At 70.3% G+C, this 18,005-nt stretch carries 18 protein-coding genes; 9 read left to right on the top strand and 9 right to left on the bottom strand.

The genetic code is table 11. The annotated features are described in order from the left end of the window. Positions 1-49: 49 nt before the first annotated feature. Positions 50-1,498: a GntR family transcriptional regulator gene (locus tag BEN78_06010; protein ID ASR42997.1), complete on the bottom strand. Its 1,449-nt coding sequence runs from the start codon at positions 1,496-1,498 to the stop codon at positions 50-52. Positions 1,499-1,561: 63 nt separating this feature from the next. Between BEN78_06010 and BEN78_06005 the strand changes: the two genes are divergently transcribed. The 7 genes from BEN78_06005 to BEN78_05975 all read left to right on the top strand — a co-directional run bounded on the left by BEN78_06005 (position 1,562) and on the right by BEN78_05975 (position 7,872). Next, positions 1,562-2,224 (top strand): hypothetical protein, encoded by a 663-nt coding sequence (locus BEN78_06005; protein ID ASR42996.1) that lies wholly within the window; start codon positions 1,562-1,564, stop codon positions 2,222-2,224. An 80-nt stretch (positions 2,225-2,304) separates the two neighbouring features. Then, a complete protein-coding gene (locus BEN78_06000; protein ASR42995.1) occupies positions 2,305-2,853 on the top strand; it encodes a hypothetical protein in 549 nt (182 codons plus the stop codon). A gap of 182 nt (positions 2,854-3,035) precedes the next feature. After that, positions 3,036-5,099: a TonB-dependent copper receptor gene (locus BEN78_05995; protein ASR42994.1), complete on the top strand. Its 2,064-nt coding sequence runs from the start codon at positions 3,036-3,038 to the stop codon at positions 5,097-5,099. A gap of 61 nt (positions 5,100-5,160) precedes the next feature. Beyond that, a complete protein-coding gene (locus tag BEN78_05990) occupies positions 5,161-5,478 on the top strand; it encodes a transcriptional regulator (GenBank protein ASR42993.1) in 318 nt (105 codons plus the stop codon). A 26-nt stretch (positions 5,479-5,504) separates the two neighbouring features. Continuing rightward, the gene (locus BEN78_05985) at positions 5,505-6,758 is read left to right on the top strand and encodes a hypothetical protein (GenBank protein ASR44954.1); all 1,254 of its coding nucleotides are present in this window, start codon (positions 5,505-5,507) and stop codon (positions 6,756-6,758) included. Positions 6,759-6,812: 54 nt separating this feature from the next. After that, positions 6,813-7,367: a nucleoprotein/polynucleotide-associated enzyme gene (locus tag BEN78_05980; protein ID ASR42992.1), complete on the top strand. Its 555-nt coding sequence runs from the start codon at positions 6,813-6,815 to the stop codon at positions 7,365-7,367. Positions 7,368-7,410: 43 nt separating this feature from the next. Then, on the top strand, positions 7,411-7,872 hold the full coding sequence (locus BEN78_05975) for a hypothetical protein (GenBank protein ASR42991.1): 462 nt from the start codon (positions 7,411-7,413) through the stop codon (positions 7,870-7,872). Between the two features lie 20 nt (positions 7,873-7,892). Here BEN78_05975 and BEN78_05970 read toward each other — a convergent pair whose 3' ends face one another. Together BEN78_05970 and BEN78_05965 are read right to left on the bottom strand one after the other, a co-directional pair. Then, on the bottom strand, positions 7,893-9,197 hold the full coding sequence (locus tag BEN78_05970; GenBank protein ASR44953.1) for a hypothetical protein: 1,305 nt from the start codon (positions 9,195-9,197) through the stop codon (positions 7,893-7,895). Between the two features lie 35 nt (positions 9,198-9,232). Beyond that, on the bottom strand, positions 9,233-9,952 hold the full coding sequence (locus BEN78_05965; GenBank protein ASR44952.1) for a DNA-binding response regulator: 720 nt from the start codon (positions 9,950-9,952) through the stop codon (positions 9,233-9,235). A 122-nt stretch (positions 9,953-10,074) separates the two neighbouring features. Between BEN78_05965 and BEN78_05960 the strand changes: the two genes are divergently transcribed. Further along, the gene (locus BEN78_05960; GenBank protein ID ASR42990.1) at positions 10,075-11,040 is read left to right on the top strand and encodes a hypothetical protein; all 966 of its coding nucleotides are present in this window, start codon (positions 10,075-10,077) and stop codon (positions 11,038-11,040) included. A 91-nt stretch (positions 11,041-11,131) separates the two neighbouring features. On the opposite strand, the gene BEN78_05955 is transcribed toward BEN78_05960, so the two are convergent. From BEN78_05955 to BEN78_05945, 3 genes are all read right to left on the bottom strand, one after another. Beyond that, complete coding sequence (locus tag BEN78_05955) at positions 11,132-11,980, bottom strand: restriction endonuclease (protein ID ASR42989.1); 849 nt, start codon at positions 11,978-11,980, stop codon at positions 11,132-11,134. A gap of 134 nt (positions 11,981-12,114) precedes the next feature. Beyond that, on the bottom strand, positions 12,115-13,368 hold the full coding sequence (locus BEN78_05950; GenBank protein ASR42988.1) for a hypothetical protein: 1,254 nt from the start codon (positions 13,366-13,368) through the stop codon (positions 12,115-12,117). 90 nt (positions 13,369-13,458) lie between these two features. Further along, entirely contained in the window at positions 13,459-13,962 is a 504-nt protein-coding gene (locus BEN78_05945; GenBank protein ID ASR42987.1) for a hypothetical protein, read from the bottom strand. A gap of 184 nt (positions 13,963-14,146) precedes the next feature. Between BEN78_05945 and BEN78_05940 the strand changes: the two genes are divergently transcribed. Further along, the gene (locus tag BEN78_05940) at positions 14,147-14,341 is read left to right on the top strand and encodes a heavy metal transport/detoxification protein (GenBank protein ID ASR44951.1); all 195 of its coding nucleotides are present in this window, start codon (positions 14,147-14,149) and stop codon (positions 14,339-14,341) included. 93 nt (positions 14,342-14,434) lie between these two features. Here BEN78_05940 and BEN78_05935 read toward each other — a convergent pair whose 3' ends face one another. The 3 genes from BEN78_05935 to BEN78_05925 all read right to left on the bottom strand — a co-directional run bounded on the left by BEN78_05935 (position 14,435) and on the right by BEN78_05925 (position 17,927). Beyond that, positions 14,435-14,926, bottom strand: coding sequence for a Cu(I)-responsive transcriptional regulator (locus BEN78_05935; GenBank protein ASR44950.1), 492 nt, complete (start codon positions 14,924-14,926; stop codon positions 14,435-14,437). Next, a complete protein-coding gene (locus tag BEN78_05930; protein ASR42986.1) occupies positions 14,923-17,424 on the bottom strand; it encodes a copper-translocating P-type ATPase in 2,502 nt (833 codons plus the stop codon). Before BEN78_05930 ends, BEN78_05935 begins: the two co-directional genes overlap by 4 nt. Before the next feature lie 143 nt (positions 17,425-17,567). Further along, positions 17,568-17,927, bottom strand: coding sequence for an alkylhydroperoxidase (locus tag BEN78_05925; GenBank protein ASR42985.1), 360 nt, complete (start codon positions 17,925-17,927; stop codon positions 17,568-17,570). Positions 17,928-18,005 lie beyond the last annotated feature (78 nt).

The following is an 18,005-nucleotide window of genomic DNA, read 5'->3' as shown; positions in this document are numbered from 1 at the left end:
GGGGCGAAGAGCTTGCCAGACCCGGGGCTGCACATCCGTGGAGGCGTGATCAGGCGATCAGAGGTGGCGCGGACGCCGTGCGCTGTCCCCGCGCGCGGGCATGCGGCAGCGCGGACCAGTGGCGCGCCATGCGCTGCACGGCGTCCAGCAACTGCGCTTCGGGTTTTGCGTAGGGCATCCGCAGCCAGCGGTCGAAGCCGCCGTCGACGGCGAATGCCGGTCCCGGCGCGAGGTGCACATCGTCGCGCTCGAGCGCCGCCGCAAGCGCCGTGGCGCTGCCATGCGGCAGCCGTAGCCACAGGCTCAAGCCGCCGGTCGGCAGACGAAAGCGCCAGTCGGGCAGGTGGTGCTGCAGCGCGTGTGCGAGCGCGTCGCGCTGGCGGCGGACCTGCTCGCGGCGGGCCGCGAGCATCGGTCCGTCGTCGAGCAGCTCGACGGCGACCAGTTGATCGAACAGCGAGCTGCCGAGATCGAGCTGTACGCGCGTGGCGACCAGGCGCTCGACCAGCGGCTGCGGCGCACGGATCCAGCCCACGCGCAGGCCGCCCCAGCACAGCTTGGAGGCACTGCCGACGGTGATCGCGTCGCGCGCGAACGTGGCGAACGGCGCCGGCATCGGCGTGTCCGACAACCCGGTTGCCTGCAAGGTCTCGTCGACGATGGCCTGGGTGCCGGTGGCCGCCAGCGCGGTGGCGTAGCGCGCGCGCTGGGCTGCGTCCATCAGCAGGCCGGTCGGGTTGTGGAAATCGGCGATGACGTAGGCCAGCCGTGGCCGGGCCTGCCGCAACGTCGCCTCCAGACCGTCGAGGTCCCAGCCGGCGTCGCCGAGCGGATCGCCCATCGGCACGGCGACCAGCCGCGCGCCGCCCAGCGTCAGCGCGCCCATCGCATTGGGATAGACCGGCGTGTCCACCGCGATGCGGTCGCCCGGCCGCGACAGCGTGCGCGCGACGATCGCAAGCGCCGACAGCGCGCCGGCGGTGACCACGATCTGGCTCGGCGTCGTCGGCAGTCCGCGCCGCGTGTAGGTGGCCGCGATCCGTGCCTGCAAGGCCGGCAGGCCGGACGGCAGGTAACCATCGCCCGACAGGTAGGCCGGCAGCGCCGCGAGCGCGCGCGCATATGCGGCCGCGGTGCCCGGTGTCGCTGAGCCCGCCGCGCGAGTGAGGTCGATCGCGTCGGCGGCGAACTTCGACGCGCCCAGGGTGTGGTCGTGCGCGCGTCGCCGGGTGATGGGGACCGCAGCGAAGGTCCCCGCCCCCTGGCGCGCGGTCGCAAACCCTGCCGATGCCAGTTCGGCATAGGCGCGCGTGACGGTGTTGCGCGACACCCCGAGCGCACCGGCGACGGCGCGCTCGCTGGGCAGTCGAGTGTCGATCGGGATGCGCCCGTCGCCGATCAGTTCCTGCAGCGCTTGGCACAGCGCGCGGTAAGCCGGGGCGGCATCGAGGCGGCCGACCAAGGCGGCGAGGCGTTCGGGGGCGAGGCTGCGTTGCATGCGGGGCCACTATCCCACGAATGGCTCTATCGCAAAGGGCCAATTGCCGACATCGTGGCCCCAATGTCCGTCCCTTCCGCCACGACCCTTGCCAACCTCGGCCCGCTTGCGCAGTTGCGCGCCGGGCGCCTGCCAGAACGTCTGGGCCGGTTGCTGATCGGCTTGTGGATCTACGGGCTGGCGATCGCGCTGATGATCCGTGCCGCGGTGGGCGCCTCGCCCTGGGACGTGTTCCACCTCGGCGCTACGCGGCATGTGCCGATGTCGTTTGGCATGGTGATGGTCGTCACCGCGCTGGCGGTGCTGCTGGCATGGATCCCGCTGCGGCAGATGCCGGGGCTGGGCACGTTGGCGAACACGTTGCTGCTGGGCCCGTTCGCCGACCTGCATTTGCTGTGGCTGCCCGTGCCCGAAGGCTTGGCGCTGCGCTGGGCCTACATGCTCGGCGGCGTGGTCGCCTGTGCCTTCGCCACCGCGCTTTACGTGGGCGCACAACTGGGGCCGGGCCCGCGCGACGGGCTGATGACCGGCCTGGCCCGCCGCACCGGTTGGTCGATCCGCAGCGTGCGCACCGGGATCGAACTGACGGCGCTGGCAGTCGGCGTGCTGCTCGGCGGCACTGCGGGCCTGGGCACGCTGGTATTCGCATTCGGAGTTGGTCCGCTGACCCAGCGCTTCCTGCGGCCGTTGGCGGTCAAGCTCGAGCGACCTGCTGCGCTGCCCTGAGTCGGCTGGCCCGGGCCGACGGCTTGCGCCTGCCGTCGGCGCCGCCAAGCTCGCCGCCATTGCGGGATTCCAGCGCGTACTTGATCGTGGTCAAGGTGGGCAAGACCGGTTGCACGGACACTGCAGCCATGAACACGCACCGCCCTCGTCCACTGCGATCCGCACTGCCGGTCTCGCGTCGGTGCGATGCGGTGGGGACACGCGTGACGGCGTTGCGCAAGCGGCATGATCGCGCTCGCACCACACCCTCGGCGTGGCACTGGCTCGCACTGCTGGCGATGCTGCTGCTCGCGGTGGCGCCAGGGATCAGCCGGTTCCAGGGCAGTGTGCAGGTCGATCCCGAGCAGATGTCGATGGCCCTGGCCGCAGCCGGGCACGCAGCAGGGCATGCTGTCCCGGACGACCACCCACACGAGGGTGCGCGGGACCACGCGGGCGCGGATGGCCACTGCGGCTACTGCCCGCTCGCCTCACATCTCACGCTGCTGTCCAAGGTGCCGGTCGTGGTGCCCCCGACCGCATGGGCGGCAGCGCCCGCATTCCGCTTCCATTCGGTCCGGCGCATCGCCGCGACCAATCTCCGCGGCATCGGCGGGCAGGGCCCGCCAGCGCGCACCGTCGCCGCCTGACCGCGGAATCCCGGCTTGAAGCGCACCGTCCATGCGCACGCCCCAACGGCGTGACGCAGGGCGCAGGGCCCGCTCACGCCCGCATTCCGAATCCAGATGTCGCGACCGGCCGCCAGGCCTGCGTCCGATGAAGCTGCACGCGTCACCGGCCCGCCCGGCGACGCTCGATCCGGAGATCTTCCATGTTGTCCACACGTCCCCAGGCGCAACCCGCCTCCCGCACCGCCCTGGCCATCGCCTGCGCGCTGACGCTGCCGCTCGCCGCCCAGGCCGACGACCTGCCCGAACCCGTCAACCTCGAAGCGGTGCTGGTGACCGCCGCGCCGGTCTCACCATTGACCTACGACATCGATCCACGCCTGCCGCGCCAGCCGGTACCGGCCAGCGATGGCGCCGACTACCTCAAGACCATTCCCGGCTTCACCGCACTGCGCAACGGCGGCACCAATGGCGATCCGGTGCTGCGCGGCATGTTCGGCTCGCGCCTGAACCTGCTCACCAACGATGGCAGCATGCCTGGCGCCTGCCCCTCGCGCATGGACAACCCGATGTCCTACGTCTCGCCCGAGACCTTCGACAGCCTGGTCGTGATCAAGGGCCCGCAGACGGTGCTGTGGGGCCCCGGCGCTTCGGCCGGCACGGTGCGCTTCGAGCGCGAGACGCCGGTGTTCGATGCGCCGGGCGTGCGCATCAACGGCAGCCTGCTGGGCGGCTCGAACGGCCGCAACGACCAGGTGCTCGATGTCGTGGCCGGCACGCCGCAGGGCTATGTGCGCGTGAGCGGCAACCGCTCCGAAGCCGACGACTACCAGGACGGTGACGGCGTCGTGGTGCCCTCGTCGTGGAAGAAGTGGAACAGCGATGTCGCGCTGGGCTGGACGCCCGATGCCGACACCGTGCTCGAGCTCAACGCCGGCGTCGGCGACGGGCAGGCGCGCTACGCCGGTCGCGGCATGGACGGTGCGCAGTTTCGGCGCGAGAGCGCGACGTTGCGGTTCGAAAAGCACGCCCTGGGCGGCGCGCTCGACGCGATCGAGAGCAGCGTGTTCTACAACCACGCCGACCACGTCATGGACAACTACACCCTGCGCGATCCGAACCCCGCCAGTGCGATGCCGATGCCGATGGCGTCCAATGTCGACCGGCGCACGACCGGCGGGCGCATCGCGCTGGGCTGGAAGTGGACCGGCTGGGACCTTCAGGCCGGCGTGGACACGCAGCAAAGCCGGCATCGCGCGCGCAAGGGCATGGGCCGCGGCACATACGCAGCGCAGCCCTGGACCACCGACGCGCGCTTCGAGACCGCCGGCGTGTTCGCCGAGGGCACGCGCCACCTGCCGCCGGGCCGGCACCTGACCGGCGGTGTGCGCATCGACCGCGCCAAGGCCACCGACGAACGGGCCACGGCCGGCATGATGGGCATGCCCAATCCGACCGCCGGGCAGACCCGCGAGGAAACGCTGCGCGCCGGGTTCCTGCGCTACGAGCAAGAACTCAAGGACACGCCGGTCAGCTGGTACGCCGGCCTGGGCCACACCGAGCGCATGCCCGACTACTGGGAGCTGTTCTCGCCCGGACGTGGACCGACGGGCGCGGCCAACGCCTTTGCCGGTATCGCACCGGAAAAGACCACGCAGCTCGACATCGGCGTGCGCTACCGCACGCGGAAACTGGATGCGTGGGTGTCCGGTTATGCGGGGCGCATCGAGGACTACATCCTGTTCACTTACTCGGCCGGCGGCATGATGGGCATGACCTCGTCGGCGGCGAATGTCGATGCCGACATCCGCGGCGCCGAGGCGGGCGTGGAAGTCCGGCCGTGGACGCACTGGAAGTTCGGCGGCACGCTCGCCTACGCCTGGGGCGAGAACCGCACCACCGGCCAGGCCTTGCCGCAGATGCCGCCGCTCGAGGCGCGCCTGTCGGCAGGCTACGACGACAAGCGCTGGAGCTTCGGGGCGCTGGTGCGCGCGGTCGCCAGCCAGGACCGCATCGCGGTTGGCCAGGGCAACGTGGTGGGGCGCGACCTCGACGCCAGCGCGGGCTTCGCGACACTCGCCCTCAACGGCGGCTATCGCATCAACGACCGTCTGCAGCTGACGGCCGGCATCGACAACGTCTTCGACCGGACCTACAGCGAGCACCTGAACCTGACCGGCAGCGCCGACTTCGGCTATCCGGCCGACCCGGTACGGATCAACGAGCCCGGCCGCACCGCGTGGGTGAAGTTGAACGTGAACTACTGACGGTTCGGACGATGAGTAAATTAATTTACATTACGAGCCGGAAAGATGTAATTTAATTTCCATGTCTAAGCGAACGCCACCGACGATGCCACGCGCCCAACGCCAGATCCAGGCGTTGGGCGCGCGGCTGCGCGCGGCGCGCATGCGCCGGCAGATGACCCAGGGCGAGCTCGCGGCGCGGGTCGGGGTGAGCGTACCGACGGTCGGCAAGCTGGAGCGCGGCGATCCGGCGACGAGCCTGGCCACGATGTTGCGCGTGCTCACGGCGCTGGGGCTGGAGCAGGACATCGATCTGTTGGCCCGCAACGACGAACTCGGCCGCGAACTGCAGGACAGTCGCCTGCGTCGCCCCGCCGCACGTCGCGTGAGTACGTCGTGAGCCCGTCCGCTGCCGACGTTCAGGCGATCGACCAGGTCGAGGTCTGGTTGGATGCCGCTGGCCTCGGCGGCGAGGCGTTGGTCGGCCACCTGGCCCGGCTGCCCAGCCGGACCGGCGACACGTTCCAGTTCCAGTACGCCGACGACTGGGTGGACGGCACAGCCCCGATCCGCAGCTTTGCGCTGGATCCGCAGTTACCGCTCCATCGCGGCCCCCATGTCGCGCGCACGGGCGCCAGCACGTTGACCGGTGCATTCACCGATTGCTCGCCCGATCGTTGGGGCAAACGCCTCATGGATCGGCGCGAGGTCATCGACGCCCGTGAACAGAATCGGCGGGTGCGAGCACTGCGCCCGTGGGACTATCTGATTGGCATCCACGATGCCTCCCGGATGGGCGCATTGCGGCTGCGCGCGGCCAACGGCCGATATCTGGACGATCGTGAACTCAGCGCGCCGCCGATGACCGAGTTGCGTGCGCTGGAGGCGATCGCCGTGCGCGTGGAACGCGACGACATCGACGACAGCGCACTCGACGCCAGGTGGATCAGGCAATTGGTGGCACCGGGCGCGTCGCTGGGCGGCGCCCGCCCCAAGGCGAGCGTGCGCGATGTCGATCAGACACTGTGGCTTGCGAAGTTCCCGTCCAGCGACGATCGGCACGATGTGGGCCTGTGGGAGTACGTGACCTATCGCCTCGCGCGCGCGGCCGGCATCGACATGCCTCAAGCACGTCCGCTGTCTCTGTCCAACCTGGGCACCACCTATGCGGTGCGCCGGTTCGATCGGAGTGGGGCCGACCGCCATGCATACGCCTCGGCGCTTACGCTGTTGGATGCGGACGACAGCGAGGACATCAGCTACGTCGAGATCGCCCACGCGATCGAAAACCAGAGCGTTGCCTCGGCGATCGTCGATGATCTGTCGCAGCTCTATCGTCGCGCGGTGTTCAATGTCCTGGTCGGTAATCGCGACGACCATCTGCGTAACCACGGATTTCTGCGGGCGCCCGATGGCTGGCGCCTGGCCCCGGCCTTCGATGTGAATCCCAACCCGGACAAGGACACGCACGTCCTTTCGATCGGCCTGGACGATCCGTCCCCCGATACCCGGCTGTTGCTGGACACCTGCGCCTACTACCGTCTGAGCAAGACGCGAGCGCGCACGATCGTCGAGGAGGTACGGGTGGCGGTGCGCGGCTGGAGGGACGAAGCCAGGCACTGCCAGGCACGTGGTACTGAGATCGCGGCGATGGAGGCGGTGATCGACCCGGAGCGCTGACTGGCTATGGTCCCCCGTATCATGGGGCCCGACATTCCACACGACGTTTCGGACATGGCGAAGGCGAACCCGCTCCAGGAACAACTGCTCAAGGCGGGCCTGGTCAAGAAGAGCAAGGTGGCCGAGGTCGCGCGCGAGCAGCACAAGGCGCGGCACGGCAAGGGCGCGCCGGCGCCGACGGACAGCCAGCGCGAGGCCGAGCGCGTACGCGCGGAGAAGGTCGAACGCGACCGTGCGCTGGCCGCCGAGCACAAGGCCCGGGCGCGCGCTGCCGAGTTGGTCGCGCAGGCGCGCCAGATCATCCAAGACAAGCAGGTGCCGCGTGCCGGGCAACTGGAGTATCGGTTCACCGCCGATGGTGCGATCCGCAGCCTGCTGGTCGATGAGGCCCAGCGCAAGCAACTGGCCGCAGGCACATTGGTCGTCGCGCGGCTGGGTGAGGGCTATGCCTTGTTGCCGCGTGCGGCGGCCGACAAGGTGCGCGAACGCGATGCCGCACTGATCGTGGTCGATCACGGACAGGCTGCGGAGGCAACGCCGTCCGAATCCAACGCCGAGGACGACGCCTATTACGCGCAGTTCAAGGTGCCCGACGATCTGATGTGGTGAGGCTGTTGCGGTTCGCGATGACGCGACGTGGTGTGCGCCGGCCATGCGCAGGGCCGACGCCGTGACCACGGTGCCGCGCTTGGCGTTCGCGCCCGATGGCGAGAGCCAGCCGATGTGGCTGGGCGATGCCGATCTGCAATCGCCAGACGGCCGGCACGTGGTCGCGCTGCGCTACGCGGGCGAGCCGCCGCACGGCGCGAGCTTCTACGAGGGGCAGATCGATGGCGTGCCCGTTCCCGGTTTCTTCTGGGCCGGCGCGCTGGGCTTTTCGGCCGATTCGCGCTTCTTCATTGGCGGGTGGATGCCGGCGCGCTACGCGCGCAAGACTCTCGTCGTCGACATCGCCGCACGTCGGTATCTCGTGCTGCCGCTGTATCTGCGCAGCTTCACGTTCCATTGGCCGGTGTTGCAGGGGGTCGGTGCCGATGCCGCCACCGCGTACGCCGACATCGACGACGCACTGACCTTCACCCTCCGCGGCGACGCGCCGTGGACCGCCTACTGATCCACGCCCAGCCGCGCGCCTCAGGGCGCGGCGATCGGCAGGACCAACCGCGCCCGCAGGCCGCCGCCGTCGCGGTCGAGCAGTTCGAGCGCGCCACCGTGGCGCTGCGCGGTCGAGCGCGCAACGGCGAGACCGAGCCCGGCACCGCCGGTGTCGCGACTGCGCGAGTGTTCCAGGCGCTGGAACGGCTGCACCAGCCGCGCGCGCGCCTCGGCGGGAATACCCGGGCCACGGTCGACCACGTCGATGGACAGCCGGCCGTCGCGCGTGTGGATTTCAATGTCGGCCGCGCCGGCGTAGCGCACGGCGTTGTCGATCAGGTTCGACAGCGCGCGGCGCAGCGCCAGCGCATCCCCTTGCACGATGGCCGGTGCGTGCGCATGCACCTGCACCGACTGGCCCAGCGCCCGGGCGGCCGCAGCCAACTCGCCGGCAAGCGCGGTCATGTCGATCGGCGCGCGCTGCAGCGGCGCGACCTCGCCCTGCGCATAGGCCAGCACCTGCGCGATCATCGTCTGCATCCGCGCGATGTCGGCGACCATGCGCTCGCGATCCGGCGATGGCGCGGTCTCGGCGCGCAGCCGCAGACCGGTCAGCGGCGTGCGCAGGTCGTGCGCCACGGCAGCGAGCATCGCAGTGACATCGTCGGCCTGCGCGCGCAGGCGGGCGTGCGCGTCGGCGATCGCCTGGCCCAGCATGCGGACCTCGGCGGCGCCTTCGACCGGCACCGGTGGCGCGCGCGCGGCCAGGTCCACCCGGGCGCTGGCCTCGGCCAGCCGCCGCAGCGGCAGCGTAAGCCGGCGCGCCATCCACCAGGCCAGTGGCGCGATCAGCAGCGCGCCCAGCGCCAGCGCCAGCAGTACCTGGCGGCGCCACTGTCCGCGTCCGGCGTCGACCGCACTCACGACGCGCCAGGTCCCGTCCGGCTGCGCGACCGCCAGCTCGAACGCCGGGACCTGCAACCCGGTCGCCAGCAACGCAGCGCGCACGCGCGCCTGGCGCGCGCTGTCGGCCTGCCCGGCCATCGCCAGTTGGCCGTCATCGACGACCTGCAGCGCGACGTCGGGTTTGCGTCGCCAGGTCGCGCGCACCTGCGCTGCGGGACGCTGCAGGCGCTCGGCCGCCAGGTCGGCCAACCAGGGCACCGGCGTTCCGCTCGGCGCGGCCGTCTGCGTGCGCAGCTGGAGTCCGGGTGCGGGCGGCTGCGTACCCGACAAGGCTGCGATCGCGTCGGCCGGCACCATCGTCGGCATCGGCGGTGCCGGCCACCAGCCGACCACGGCGAAGCTCACCGCCTGCGCCAGTACCAGCGTCGCGAGCGCCAGCCCGCCGACCAGGACCAGGATGCCGCGCGGCCGGCTCACAGGCGGCGCACCGTGGCCGCGAAGCGATAGCCCTCGCCGCGCAGCGTCTGGATCAGCGCGTCGGCGCCCGGCCGTGCCTGCGCCAGCTTGCGGCGCAGCCGGCTGATGGCCAGATCCACGGCGCGATCGAAGGGCTCGGCCGCGTCGCCATGGGTCAGTGCCATCAGGCGTTCGCGGTCGAGCACGCGGCCGGCGCGTTCCACCAGCGCGCGCAGCAGCGCGAACTCGCCCGCGGTCAGCGCCACCTCGGTGCCGTCGGGTGTGCACAGGGCGCGGATATCGAGCCGCAGCATCCAGCCGTCGAAGCCGTAGCCCTCGGCCGGGCGTGTTGCCTGCTGACGCAGCTGCGCACCGCGTCGGAGCAAGGCGCGCACGCGGGCCAGCAGCTCGCGCGGATCGAACGGCTTGGCCAGGTAGTCGTCGGCGCCCACCTCCAGCCCGATCACGCGGTCGGGCGGGCTGTCGAGTGCGCTGAGCATCAATACCGCGACGTCGGCATCGGCCAGCCGCCGGCACACCGACAGGCCGTCCTCGCCGGGCATCATCCAGTCCAGCACCACCAGGTCGGCCGGCGCCTGCGCGAGCAACCGGTCCATCGCGGCGGCGCCGTCCGCACCGCGCACGGCGTAGCCGTGGCGTGCGAGGTAGTCGCACAGCGCATCGCGGATGCTGGCGTCGTCGTCGACGACGACGATGCGGGCGGTCTCGGCCGTCATGCGGGCATTGTCGCCTGCCTTTGTATCGCGTTCGTATCGGCGATGCCCGCCCCGCGCCGTCGCCGACATCGTCGCGATACCTGTGCCCGCTGCAATGGCGGCTCTTTCATCGAGGTGCCGCCATGTCGCTCCGCGTCCTGCTCTCTGCCTGCCTGCTGTCGCTGACCCTGGGCACACCCTGCGCCGCCACCGCATCGCCTTCGATCTCCGAAGGCGAGACCCACCGCATCGCCATGCGCCTCGTCGGCAAGCACCCGCGCGTGGAGGTACAGATCGAAGGCGCCACGCGTCCGCTGAGCTTCGTCGTCGATACCGCCGCCGGTGCCAGCGTGGTGGACCTCGCGCTGGCCGAGCGCTTCGGCTTGCTCGAGGCCACGGCGCGCGACATGACCATCCAGGGCGCAGGCGGCAGTGCGGCTGCGACCCGGGTGACCGCGTTGCAGGCCTTGTCGGCCGGTGACTTCGCCTGGAAGGCGCAACTGCTGGCGATGGACCTGTCGCAGATCGCCGAGGGCGATGCACCGCCGATCGACGGCATCCTGGGCAACGATCTGATGGCGCGCTTCGACCTGCGCTTCGACCTGCCGACCGGCGAACTGCTGCTCACCCCACCCGGCAGCCTGGCGCGCGCCGACTGCCTGGACAACGCGCTGCCGCAGCGCGCCGCCGGCCTGCAGCGCTTCGCCTTCGTGCCGACGCAGCTGCGTGACAGCGCGCAGGCCGTCGACGCGATCGCTGTCGTCGACACCGGCGCCGCGCAGACCGTGCTCAACCTGCCGGCTGCGCGCGCACTGGGTGTGACCGAGCACGATGCCCGACTGCGTCGCCGCGACGCCGGCACCCGCGGCATCGCCGACCAGGTGGTCGAGACCTGGCTCTACACCCTGCCGCAGCTGTCGATCGACGACTGGTCGCTGCCGTCCACCGAAGTGCGGGTCAGCGCGCTGCCGGTGTTCTCGGTGCTGGGCCTGGCCGAGCGCCCCGCGGTGATCCTGGGCATCGACGCGCTGCGCCAAGGGCGCGTCGACGTGCTGGCGAACGCGGCGGGCGTGTGCCTGGCAAGCGCGTCGGGCTCGGGTACGCCCTGACCGCACGCCGCGGTCCCCTGAGCGGCATGGTTGTCCCGGTTGCCAATGGCATCGCTGCGACACGCAACGTCGGATGCCTGGAAATCGCGCGCTATCGTGTCCCGCGGCACGCCGGATAGCCCGAGCATCCCCAGAACGTGGCGCCAGTCCTGCGGTTGGCACGCCGGATCATCGTGGCGCCGCAGCGTGGGCAGTCGGGCGATGCGCCGGCCTGGTGACTGGGATCGGGATCACGCTCGACGGCGTCGATGGCTTGTGCCACCACCGGTGCATCGCGCGTGTCGGCGCTGTTGGGGTCGGCGGCCTGCACACTGCGGATCATCGCCAGCAGCGTGGGTCCGTCGATGAGGTCGATCGGCTTGCCCTGCGCGAAGCGCGCGGCATCCCGGGTGAATCCGCCCAGTGCAGCGATACGCACCGCTTGCGCGCGGTGGTGCGCGAGCAGGCCGTACATCTCGCGTACGACGCTGACCGGCACCTGGCGGCGGCGCCACTGTTTGCATTGCACGAGGGTGCGTTGCCCACCTTTGCGCAGGATCAGGTCGATGCCGCCATCCGCGCCGCCCAGGCCGGTCTCCTCGATGCCGTAGCCCTGACGCCGGAACGCCTCGCCGACGAGACGCTCGAAATCGCGCCATCCCAGTGCCGCCACATGATCGAGCTGCGTGCAGGCATCGAGCAGCCGCCGGCGCCGGCGCGTGCGGACGAAGGCGGCCAGTGAGGCGATACTGCAGGCGCCAAGGAACAGCCAGGCGATCGGCGCGAGGGCATCGCGCTGCATTGCCAATGCTTGGGCGAGTGGACCGTCGAGCCGTGTGACGTAGGCCGGCACGCCATGCCGGATCGCCGCATAACCGACCAGCCCGACCACAAGCGCGACCGGCCACGGTAATGCGGCCAGGCCTTCGAATGGATTGCCGCGTCCGCGTCCGCGTCCCATGCGTCCCCCTATCTCCTGCGGTGCACGATAGCCGCACGCAGGCGCCAGGAGAAGCGACGCCCCGGCGCAGAGCGTCGAGGCGTCGGGACCTCAGCCGAGGTCGGCCTGGGTCACACGTGCAGACAGGCAGCGCGTCAGTAGACCAGGCTCAATCCCAGCGACGAGTAGGCGTAGTCCGTGCTGGTGTAGACGCACAGGCCCGCCGAGGGATTGCCGGCACTGTGGACACCGGCCGCGACGACGCCGCCGGCCACGGCGATGAACCACGGTCCGCCGCTGTCGCCGCCCTGGCACAGGCCTGCGCTGGAGTTGAGGCCGACGAAGGTCGCCGAGCACGCCGCGGTGCCCGGGACGGCCGGCCCGCAGATGCTGCCCGGGCTGTATGCCTTGGAGAACACCGTCGCGCAGCCATAGCCGCCGGTGCGGCCGTAGCGACAGATCACGTTGCCCACGGTCGTGGCCGCCTGGGTCCGGCGCCCAGTGACCTGCGCATAGGCGGCGCCGGTCCACACCCAAGGGCCTACGCCCACGGCCGGGACCGGAAGCGCCCAACCGATGTCCGAGGTGCTGTTGTAGGCCCGTGCCACGTGGGTCAGGCTATGGCTGGCGCCATCTTGGCCGAAGTAGCTGTAGATGCCGGACGTCGGCTGGCAATGGCCGGCGGTGAGCGTGCCGTACTGGCTGGCGGTGTTGCCGACGACGAAGCCGCCGGTACAGATGTACGTGATGCCCGAACGCACGTAGTCCAGCAGCCCACCGCCGAAGACCGCCTGTTGCTCGTTGGGCGCATCGAGTTCGACCAGACGCACCGGGACACCGAAATGCGCGGCGGCGAGGCGTTGGACATCGGCTTGACCCATCGCTTTCTCGCCGCGGACGCGTTCGATCACGATTTGGCCGGTGCGCTCGTCGACATAACCGCCCTGCAGGCCCTGCACTCGCTGACCGAGCGTCGAAAAGCCCGTGTCGAATCGGCGTTGCAGATCGGCGAGCGTGTGGTCGGCGCCCACCTCGTACGCGACCTCCAGCGGGTCGGCACCGAACTGGTGGAACTCCGGTCGCACGGCATCGTAACCGGTCAGCCGCACGACGAGCCGACTGGATGGGGCATGCTCGATGTAGACGCCCGCCAGGCGGCTTGCGTAACGCTGACGGACGCGCTCGGCGATGGCGTCGGCGAACGGTTGGACATTCAACTGTCGGCGCGCCGCGTCTTCGGAAATCCCCAGCGCGTCGGCGACGCCGGCCACATCGCGCGACATCGACGCGTCCGCACTCAACAGCCCGTCCGGTGCGATCCATCGCGAATCGGCCGCATGGCCGGTTGCGATACTTCCCACGCCCAGAACCGCGATGCAAGCGACATACGGTAACAACTTGGCGTTCATGGTCACTCTCCATTGACTCGGGAAAATGTCACGTTCTCGTGACGCCCCGACCGTACGCCGATCCCGCACCGGGAGATGTGACGCGCATGCTTATTTTGGCGGTCCGGGCGGCGCCTGATCCGCCTGCCGCGCACGCAGCGCTTGGTACTCGGCCGCATTCATCAGCGCTCCGGCCATCCAGTACTCGCCGGTCGCGCATGCCGCCGGAATCTCCGGGATGACGCGGGCCGGTGCATCCGGCCCGCCTGCACCGCCCAGGGCGATGTCGTCGCCGATCGAAGCCGCATGGCCGGTGAAGCCGTCGATCACCTGGACGCGGCCGTCCGCCCCCTGCTCGAGGCGACTGTCGTGATGCCAGACGATCAGTGGGCCGCTGTCATCGCCGATCCGCAGGCAGCCGGCGGGATCTGCGTGCAGACGCCCTTCGATCAGGGCCTGATGGGCCACGAGGGATCGCTCAGCGTTGCGGATCAGAATCGGTGACGCCTTCGGGCGTTCGTCGGACGCGCCAGCGGGGGCGTCGACGTTGGACGAGCAGGCCGCCAGCAGCGCGCCCGCGGCGCTGGCGACGAACAACATGCCTGGATGCTTCATCTGGATGCACTCCCTTGTGATCGCCTGGGTCGGTGTCGGGCCGAACCGCATCGGCGGCTCGACGTTACCAGCCTGCGCGCGAACGAACTGAGGCGCCCGATGGGGTCGAAGGCGCGCGGTCGCGCTTGACCTTCCCACGGTGGCAAGCCGCACACTGCCGGCAACCTATCTCAAGGAGTCCGCCATGCAGTTCCATCTCGACGACATGACCTGCGGCGGCTGCGCACGGTCGGTGACCAAGGCCATCCAGTCGGTCGATGCGCAGGCGAGCGTGGAGGCCGATCCGCCGAACCGCACGGTGGTGGTGCAGACCTCGGCTGCGCGTGAGGCGGTCGTCGCGGCGCTGCGCGAGGCCGGTTTCCCACCACGCGAAGGCTGACCTGCTGCCTCGCGCACTGCGGCCTGCATCGACAGGTTGCGGCGCTCTGTCTTGATACGCAGGCAGACGATCGCGTGATGCCCACCGTCTGCGTTAGCGCATCCGCGTCCGCTTCGTTGCCGATCGCGTCGTCGCGGATGCGCTCGGGCGCCGCAAGACGGCGCCAGTCCGCGGGCGGTCGTCTGCCGGGCCGGGAACGGGCTGCTGCAGTTGCTCGAGGATCGGGCAGTCGGGCCGATCGTCGCCGGCGCAGCAGTCGACGAGCGTGCGCAGCGTGTCGGTCATCTGCTGCAGGTCGCGCATGCGCCGTTCGAGTTCGGCGATGCGGTCCTGCGCCAGGCGTTTGACGTCTGCGCTGTGGCGCGCGGTGTCGTGCCACAGGCCCAGCAGGTCGGCGATCTCGGCGACCGAAAACCCGAGGTCGCGGGCACGGCGGACGAACTGCAGGCGGTGGACATCGGCCTGACCGTAGGCCCGATAGCCGGCGGCGGTGCGCGCGGGTGCCGGGATCAGGCCGCTCTGCTCGTAGTAGCGGATCATCTTGGCCGAGACGCCGGACGCGCGAGCGGCCTCGCCGATGTTCATGGCGCCGCGCCTGCGCATGCGGCCGCGGTGACCTGCGGTGCCTGAAAGCGGCGTAGCCGCAGCGCATTGCCCAGCACGAACACGCTCGACAGCGCCATCGCGCCGGCGGCGAAGATCGGCGACAGCAACACGCCGTAGGCCGGATAGAGCACGCCGGCAGCGACCGGGATCAGCGCGGTGTTGTAGCCGAAGGCCCAGAACAGGTTCTGTCGGATATTGCCGAGCGTCGCCCGCGACAGTGCGATCGCGTTGGGCACGCCCTGCAGATTGCCCGACATCAGCACCACGTCGGCCGATTCCATCGCCACGTCGGTGCCGGTGCCGATCGCCAGGCCCACGTCGGCCTCCGCCAATGCGGGGGCGTCGTTGATGCCGTCGCCGACGAAGGCGATGCGGCCGTGCTGCGCCCGCAGTCGACGCACCGCCTCGACCTTGCCCGCGGGCAGCACTTCGGCCACGACCTCGTCGATGCCCAACTGCTGGGCGATGGCCTGCGCGGTGCGCGCGTTGTCGCCGGTGATCATGGCCACCTGCAGGCCGAGCGCGTGCAGCGCAGCGATGGCCGCAGGCGTGCTGGCCTTGATCGGATCGCCGACCGCGACGATGGCGGCCAAGCGGCCGTCGAGGGCGGCATACAACGGCGACTTGCCTTCGTCGCCCAGGCGCTGCGCGGTATTGGCGAACACGGCGACGTCCAGGCCGAGCGTGCGCATGAAGCGGTCGGCGCCAACCTCGACGCGTACGCCGTCCACGTGCGCACGCACGCCCATGCCGGTAATCGACTCGAATCGGTCGGTGGTGGCCACCGCGAGGTCGCGCCCGGTCGCCGCATCGACGATCGCGCGCGCGATCGGATGCTCAGAGCGCGCTTCGACCGCCGCGACCTGTGCGAGCACATGGTCGCGTTCGAAGCCGTTGGCGACGACGAGATCGGTGAGCACCGGACGCCCCTCGGTCAGCGTGCCGGTCTTGTCCACGGCCACCACGCGGGCGTCCTTGAGCAGTTGCAGCGCCTCGCCCTTGCGGAACAGCACACCGAGTTCGGCGCCGCGGCCGGTGCCGACCATGATCGAGGTCGGCGTCGCCAGGCCCATCGCGCAGGGGCAGGCGATGATCAGCACGGCCACCGCGTTGACTAGTGCAAAGCCCAGCGCCGGTGTCGGACCCAGCCACAGCCAGGCCAAAAAGGTCAGCAGCGCCGCGAGCATCACTGCCGGCACGAACCACAGCGTCACCCGGTCCACGACCGCCTGGATCGGCAACTTGGCGCCTTGCGCCTGTTCGACCAGGCGGATGATCTGCGCGAGCGTCGTGTCCGCACCGACAGCGGTCGCGCGCAGTGTCAACGCACCCTGCTGATTGACGGTGCCGCCGACCACCGCGCTGCCGACGGTCTTTTCCACCGGCACCGGCTCGCCGGTGATCATCGATTCGTCGACGTAGCTGCGTCCTTCGACGATCTCGCCGTCGACCGGAATCCGCTCGCCGGGCCGCACCTCGAGCACATCGCCGAGCATCACATCCTCGACCGCGATGTCATGCACCACGCCTGCGCGCTGTACGTGCGCGACGCGCGCCTGCAGGCCGACCAGGCGTTGGATCGCCTCGGACGTGCGACCCTTGGCCCGCGCCTCCAGGAAGCGCCCGAGCAGGATCAGCGCAACGATCACTGCAGCCGCTTCGTAATAGACATTGACCGTGCCGGCGGGCAGCAGGCCGGGGGCGAACGTGGCGACCACCGAGTAGCCGAACGCGGCCGCGGTGCCGACTGCGACCAGCGAGTTCATGTCCGGCGCCAGCCGCAGAAGCGCGGGGATGCCGTGGCGATAGAAGCGGCGGCCCGGCACCGCCAGCACCAGTAGTGTCAGCGCGAACTGCAGATACCAACTTGTGCGCATGCCGATATGGGTCATGACCCAGTCGTGCATGCCAGGAATCGTGTGCGCGCCCATCTCCAGCACGAACACCGGCAACGCGAGCGCGGCGGCCAGAAGCAGGTCCCGGCGCAGGCCTGCGCGTTCCTCGTCCTTGCGCGCCGCGCCGGCATCGTCGTTGCGTTCCTGCCCGACCGGCCGGGCCGTGTAGCCGACCCGGTCGACCGCCGCGAGCAATGCATCCAGGCCCGCTGTTCCGCGCACGGTGGCGCGCTCGGTCGCCAGGTTCACCGCTGCGGACTCGACGCCCGGCACCGCTGCCAGTGCCTTCTCGACGCGACCCACGCAGGACGCGCAGGTCATGCCCTCGATCGCAAGCGTCAGCGTGGCGGCCGGCACCGCATAGCCGACCCTCTCGACCGCCTGCACCAGCGCCGCACGGTCGACCGGTCCGGCCGGCACGACCTGGGCGCGCTCGCTCGCCAGATTGACCGACACGCGCGCCACGCCGGGCACCTTGGCCAAGGCCTTTTCCACTCGACCGACACAGCTTGCACAGGTCATGCCGGTGATCGGCAGATCGATCGTCGCGTCCGGAGACGTCCGGGAACCGGGAGAGGCCATGGGAACTTCCGCAAAGGCTGACAGCTGCGGCCAGCCTAAGCCTTCCCATCGTGGGAAGGTCAAGCGCGCGTGCGGCGCCTTGTACGGCGCAGCCAACGACATCGCCGTCGTGGCAGCAGCGCCGCCGTTCTTGGTCGGGGGCGTCAGGCCGAGCCGGCAGCGCCCATGAACTCGTCGTAGGCCGCCTGCGCATTGGCGGCGTACATCAGCGACGGCCCGCCGCCCATGTAGACAGCCACCCCCAGCATCTCCCGGAACTCCTGTGGCGTCGCGCCCAGCCGCACCAGTGCCTTGGCGTGGAAGCCGAGGCAGCCGTCGCAGCGGTTGGCCACGCCAATGGCCATGGCGATCAGCTCCTTGGTCTTCTCGTCGAGGGCGCCGGGCGCCATCGCCGCCTTGCTCAGCGCATTGAAGCCGCGCATCACGTCGGCGTGGTGGCTGCGCAGATCGGTGAGATTCCGCGAGATGTCGCGGGTCAGTTCGGTATAGGTCGAGGCGTGCATGGTCGATTCCAGAGAAGCCGGCACGACGCCGGCCGCATGATCATATTAGCAATTGCTAATTTAGCAAAACCTAATATG

Origin of the sequence: Xanthomonas citri pv. mangiferaeindicae (assembly GCA_002240395.1) — a bacterium.
Lineage (GTDB): Bacteria > Pseudomonadota > Gammaproteobacteria > Xanthomonadales > Xanthomonadaceae > Luteimonas > Luteimonas citri_A.
The sequence above is the reverse complement of the archived record's forward strand: the minus strand, read 5'-3'. Positions and strand labels throughout refer to the sequence as shown.